The sequence below is a fragment of the Actinomyces timonensis DSM 23838 genome (assembly GCF_000295095.1).
GTDB classification, from domain to species: domain Bacteria; phylum Actinomycetota; class Actinomycetes; order Actinomycetales; family Actinomycetaceae; genus Actinomyces; species Actinomyces timonensis.
In genome coordinates this window covers 731,519-736,503 of record NZ_JH806632.1, presented here as the reverse complement: position 1 = coordinate 736,503, position 4,985 = coordinate 731,519, and the positions used below count along the sequence as shown (strand labels likewise).

Annotated in this window: 7 protein-coding genes and 1 pseudogene; 3 read left to right on the top strand and 5 right to left on the bottom strand. The window is 65.7% G+C overall.

The genetic code is table 11. The annotated features are described in order from the left end of the window. Positions 1 to 254 (top strand): integrase core domain-containing protein (locus tag A1QA_RS13230; RefSeq protein ID WP_043507999.1); only part of this gene is annotated, 254 nt, incomplete at its 5' end. 266 nt (positions 255 to 520) lie between these two features. Here A1QA_RS13230 and A1QA_RS0103315 read toward each other — a convergent pair. The 5 genes from A1QA_RS0103315 to A1QA_RS13220 all read right to left on the bottom strand — a co-directional run bounded on the left by A1QA_RS0103315 (position 521) and on the right by A1QA_RS13220 (position 4,254). Beyond that, positions 521 to 1,396 (bottom strand): DNA adenine methylase, encoded by an 876-nt coding sequence (locus tag A1QA_RS0103315; protein ID WP_017177506.1) that lies wholly within the window; start codon positions 1,394 to 1,396, stop codon positions 521 to 523. Positions 1,397 to 1,399: 3 nt separating this feature from the next. Continuing rightward, positions 1,400 to 2,851, bottom strand: a complete 1,452-nt coding sequence (locus A1QA_RS0103310) for a ParB N-terminal domain-containing protein (protein ID WP_017177505.1) — start codon at positions 2,849 to 2,851, stop codon at positions 1,400 to 1,402. 166 nt (positions 2,852 to 3,017) lie between these two features. After that, positions 3,018 to 3,353: a ribbon-helix-helix domain-containing protein gene (locus tag A1QA_RS0103305; protein ID WP_017177504.1), complete on the bottom strand. Its 336-nt coding sequence runs from the start codon at positions 3,351 to 3,353 to the stop codon at positions 3,018 to 3,020. Between the two features lie 24 nt (positions 3,354 to 3,377). After that, entirely contained in the window at positions 3,378 to 3,647 is a 270-nt protein-coding gene (locus tag A1QA_RS13225; protein ID WP_017177503.1) for a hypothetical protein, read from the bottom strand. A 19-nt stretch (positions 3,648 to 3,666) separates the two neighbouring features. Further along, positions 3,667 to 4,254: a recombinase family protein gene (locus A1QA_RS13220; protein ID WP_017177502.1), complete on the bottom strand. Its 588-nt coding sequence runs from the start codon at positions 4,252 to 4,254 to the stop codon at positions 3,667 to 3,669. Positions 4,255 to 4,520: 266 nt separating this feature from the next. Between A1QA_RS13220 and A1QA_RS16795 the strand changes: the two are divergent. Together A1QA_RS16795 and A1QA_RS16420 are read left to right on the top strand one after the other, a co-directional pair. Continuing rightward, positions 4,521 to 4,577 (top strand): annotated as a pseudogene (locus tag A1QA_RS16795) (hypothetical protein); the annotation flags it as partial. Positions 4,578 to 4,646: 69 nt separating this feature from the next. Beyond that, positions 4,647 to 4,982, top strand: a complete 336-nt coding sequence (locus A1QA_RS16420; RefSeq protein WP_017177501.1) for a transposase family protein — start codon at positions 4,647 to 4,649, stop codon at positions 4,980 to 4,982. The last annotated feature ends 3 nt before the right edge of the window (positions 4,983 to 4,985 follow it).

The window sequence follows — 4,985 nt, the reverse complement described above, 5'->3', positions numbered from 1 at the left end:
GCAAGGCCGAGCTGGTCAGGCCCCATGGGATGTTCAGGGACCTTCAGGACGTCGAGATCGCCACCGCGCGGTGGGTGCACTGGTACAACACGGCCCGGCCCCACTGGGCGATCTCCATGCAGACGCCCGTCGAGCACGAGGCCGCCTGGGCCCTCCAGGCCCCCACCACCGACACCGACGCCGGCGCCGGACTCGCCGAGTCGGCGCCACCAGACCCCGGACAGCGCCAACCCGCGCTAGCCGGAACCAGATAAACAAGCCCCCACAAAACCCGGGGCTTGACAGGGAGAGGATCCAGCTCTCCCGGCCCCGGGGTTGAAGGTGACCACAAGCGGGTGACCCAAGGAGCATGGTGGGCCGGCCACGGTCATGACGACGTCGACGAATGCTGATGGGCGTCCTGGGGTGTGCCCGGGGTGTGGGGTGTCGTCGATACCGTCGGCTATGTCTGGGCTTGCTGCTCAGTGGGAGTCTGGTGCGTGGGAGCGGATAGGGCCGTGTCTCAGGCGTGCTCTCTGGGTTAGGCGATCCAGGTTGCGTGGACTCCGGGGGTGATTTCGAGGCCTGTGGGGACGGTGAGGGTGGGGCCGTAGACGATGGTTTCCTTGCCGACGTGCTGGATGGCGGCGGTGTGGGCGATGTTGAAGCGTGCGCAGCGTGCGGCGGTGTAGAGGTCGGCCCAGATGATTTCCTGGTCGTCGTAGGTCAGGAGCCATGGGTAGGTGGCTGTTAGGAGCTTGTCGGCTAGGGCTTGGTGGTCGTTGGCGTTGAAGGCGTGGAGGTAGAGGCTTCCTCCTTGCTCGACGTAGGGAGGGTCGGCGTAGACGAGGACGTCGGTGGCGTGGGGCTCCATGGTGGTGAGGAAGTCGAGGCCGTCGAGCTGGGTGACGTGGATGCGGTGGCCGAGGGTGGCTACGTGCTTGACTCTTTCGATGAGGGCGGGCTTGTTGTAGCGGGCGTCGATCTTCCACTTGCCGGTCTGTTCGAGGCCGCCGATGGGGCGGGCGTCGAGGATGCCGGATCGGTTGGTGCGGTTGAGGTAGAAGGTGGCGAAGCCGAGGGTGAGGTCGTCTGCCTGGCCGGCCTGGTAGACGGCGCGCTGGTGGTGCCACTGGTCGATGGTGACGGGGGTGCTGCTGATGAGCCGGTTGAAGGATTCGGCACCGTCGGGGGTGGTGATGGTGCGCCAGAACGCGGCGATTCCGGCGTTGATGTCGTTGATGTGGATGTGATCGACGGCGCCGTCGGTCAGGAGGCGTAGGGCGGCGCCGGCGCCGCCGGCGTAGGGCTCGGCGTAGTGGGTCGGGGCGGGGACCTGGGAGCGGATCAGGCGGGCGAAGAAGGGGGCCAGACGGGCTTTGCCGCCGGGGTAGCGCAGGGGGGACAGGTACCTCACGGGTCAAGCCTGCCCGTTTTGGTTGCTCGTGGCCACCACCCCGGTGGGCGGGTTGCCGAGCTCAGCGTTGATGGCGTTGAGCAGGGGCGTAAACAGGGCGTTTGCTCGCTTCGCCATCTCGGGTGCGGCGGTGAACTGGAAAAAGTGCACGCAGCTGTTGAGATCGCGGACGAAGTGTCCGTTGGCAGTATCTGTGCGTACTGCCGCCCAGGTTCCAGCTAGCTCTAGACGGGTGGGGTTCTTGGAGTCCAGGAGAGGGTCGAGATGACGCATGACGACAGCGAGCTTGTCCTGAAGTGTTGCTCTCTGCTTCAGCTGGAGGCTCTGGTGGTCAATGAGTGCGTCGGAGGCGGCCTCAACCACAACTCGCGCCATGACCGACGCCGTCTCCGGGGATGCGGTGATCTCCAGCTGGCTGCATTCCTGGAGCATGTTCCTGAGTCGGTCAGGCATGTGGGTGCGCTGTACACCGTGGTAGAGGTGGGTCTCGCTCTTGCGAGGCTTGGGTTGGCGGGGTCGGGAGCCGCCTTCCGGGCGGGGTTTCTTCTGCTCGGTGGCGGCTCCCGAGGCAAGGTTGTCTGCGGCTCCGGTGCCTGCGGTGGAGGAGGAAGCGCCAGAGGGGCCAGGCGCCTGCTCGGTGCCTCCGGCATCCTGGGCGGGGCTGGTTGTACCGGTGCTGGTGGGGGTGACGTCGGTGTCACCGATGGTGTCCTTCCACACGTCAGCCAGTTTCTTGGCGGCCGGTTTTCGGTTGTTGAGGGTGCGGGAGGAGATGACGAGGATGTCGGCGGCACCTGGCGCCTCGGGGTCCTTGGGCTGGGGCGTGAGCATCCCGGTGATGAGCTTGTGGATGAACGGCTTGATCTTGTCGGGGTCGACGTTGACGTTGATCTGGCCGGGCTGGGTGAAGCTGGCGCCGAGAAGCTCTTTGACCTTCCAGGTGTAGACACGGTCCATGAGGGTGTACTGCTCGCGTCGGGCCTGGTCGATGAGGTCGACCAGTGGGCGATCGTGCTGGTAGGTCTCCTCCAGCCAGTACCAGAACTCGTTCCACTCCACAGGGTTGCTGCCGCTGTTGACCTGGTCGAGGTAGACCATCTCTGGACCCCATGCCGCGGTGCCTTCGCCGCTGCCAGCGCCGTGGTGCTTGAGGTGGATCCAGTAGCGGGCGTCGGCGCGGTGCTCGAACTCTACGCAGCTGGGGTTCAGGTAGGAGCCAGTGGTGCGGACTCCTCGTTTGATGCGCTCGAAGGTTGCAGCTGTCTGCGGGTCGGGGGCCTTGCGGGGGTTGTCGAGGAGCCGGCAGGCGACGAGGCGGCGGTTGCCCTCCAGGACGACATACTTGTTGTCCTCGTGGACGATCGCCCACGACTCGGTGGGGTTGAGTCCGTGCTCGGCGATGCTTCTTGCCAAGCCGACGATCTTGGTGCCGAACTCCTTCAGTAGCCGGGCCATGGCATCAGCCTCAGTGTCGACGGAGGGGCGACCGAGTCGGGGGTTTCGTAGGTCGAGGTGGAGGCGTTTGATGGATCGGTTCTTGTGCCCGTTGGTGGCCACGGTGGGAGCCCTTTCAGATATAGGGATAGGTGGGAGGGGCGGTGGATGGCCGGATCGGTGTGGTTCAGGCGGTGGCGAGGTATGCCTCGACGGCGTCGCGGATGACGGCGCTTGCGGTGGTGCCGTGCTTCTCGATATAGGCGTCAAGAGCCGCGTTGGTGTGCTCGGGTAGGCGGACCTGGCGGCGTGGGGAGCGTCCGCGGCCGGTGGCGTGGGACTGTCCGAGGCCTGGGCGGCCTCGGAGGATGGCGTCAAGATCTGCGTCGCTGATGCGTGAGCCGTCGCGGTGGGTTCCGTGTCCGATGGTGGGGATGCGGCCTGCGGTGACGTCCTCGTCGAGCTGGTTGTAGTAGGCCTGGTCGGCTTCAGTCAGTGGAGTGGGTGCAGGATCGTTGGTCATGGTGCTTCCTTCTGGTCTGGTGGGTCAGCGGTCTGTGGGTGGAATGAGGTGTCGGTAGAGGTCTGTGACCTCCATGGCGTGGAAGATGATGCGTCGGCCGCGACCGTCAACGGCGACGCCGACTTCGAGGTAGCGCAGTGCCTGTGGGTGGGGCAGGCCGACGAACATGAATGACTGCTCGCCTGGACGGCGGGGTTGGAGGATCTCGTAGTCGACGTGGTGCATGACGGCGTACTCCGCGTCGGGACGGGGAACGTCGTGCTTGTCAGCTGAATCGGTGAACTCGAACCTCACACGATTATGGTAGTACCGATTAGTGGTGTGGGCAAGTCCTTGTCGGCGCGGTCTTGGGTGGGATGGCGTGGCGGTAGACGGTTGCTCTGCTGACGTTGAGCGCTTGGGCAACTTCGGTGACGGTGGCGCCGGCGGCCAGGAGGGCGGTGGCGGCTTCGGCGCGTTGTGGTGTCCAGACGGTGGGGCGGCCGAGGCTCGCGCCTCGGGCCCTGGCGGCTTCGAGGCCGGCGATTGTCCGCTCGATGGTGAGCTCGCGCTCGAACGCCGCCAAACTGGCGATGAGGTGGACCATGAGGCGGCCGGTGGGGGTTGTGGTGTCGATGGACTCGTGGAGGCTGCGAAGGTTGACGCCTCGGCGGGTGAGGTTGTCGATGGTGGCCACGAGGTGTGGCAGGGAGCGCCCGAGGCGGTCGAGGCGCCACACGACGAGGGTGTCGCCCTCGTCGAGCTCGGCCAGGGCCTGGTCGAGGCCGGGGCGAGCGGCCAGGGCACCTGAGGCGGTGTCGGTGTGGATACGGGTGCAGCCCGACGCCGTGAGGGCGTCGAGCTGCATGTCGAGGTGCTGGCTGGTGGTGGAGACGCGGGCGTAGCCGACTGTGATGGCCATGAGGCTTATTCATAGGGGTGTTTAGGGTGTTTTGTTGGTAATAGCGTGTCGCTAAGCAGGGTGGCGGCTTGCTCTTGAGAGAATCTTTGGCGCTTAAGCCAATCCAACCAAGAAGCAAACCGCCATGACGAATAGTAGCACGAGAATCCCTCGGTGTGAGGTTATGGGCCTGTGCGAGGCCATTTTCGCCGAGAACCCCGATCTGCCGGTCTTCGGGGCGAGGGCGCTGGGGCTGTTCGTGTGCGTGCGCCTGACCCTGATCCTGGCTGCGGCACAACCTGCCCCAGGAGCTGCTCGCCGAGCTCTACGGCGTCTGGCAGGCCACCGTCTTTCGCGTCATCAGCGCCTGCACGCCCCTGATTGCCGCATGCCTGAACGGCAGTGCTCCAACGGTGGAGGACCTGGATGCCACGGCCCAGCTGATCATCGACGCCACCCTGCTTCAGTGCTGGTCCTGGAAGGACCACTTTGAGCTGTGCTCCGGTGAGCACAAGACCACGGGGCTGAGCGTCCAGGTGGCCTGCGCCCTGTCAGGGACCCTGGCCTGGGTGTCCGACCCCCAGGACGGATGCGCGCACGACGCTCAGGCCCTGCGCCGCAGCGGCCTGCTCGACGTCCCCGCCACCGACCTGCCCGACGGGGCGTCACCACCCAGGCGTATTGGCGACAAGGGGTACATCGGACTGGGCATGATCACCCCGAAAAGAAAATCGGCTCTTCCGGTTTGAGGG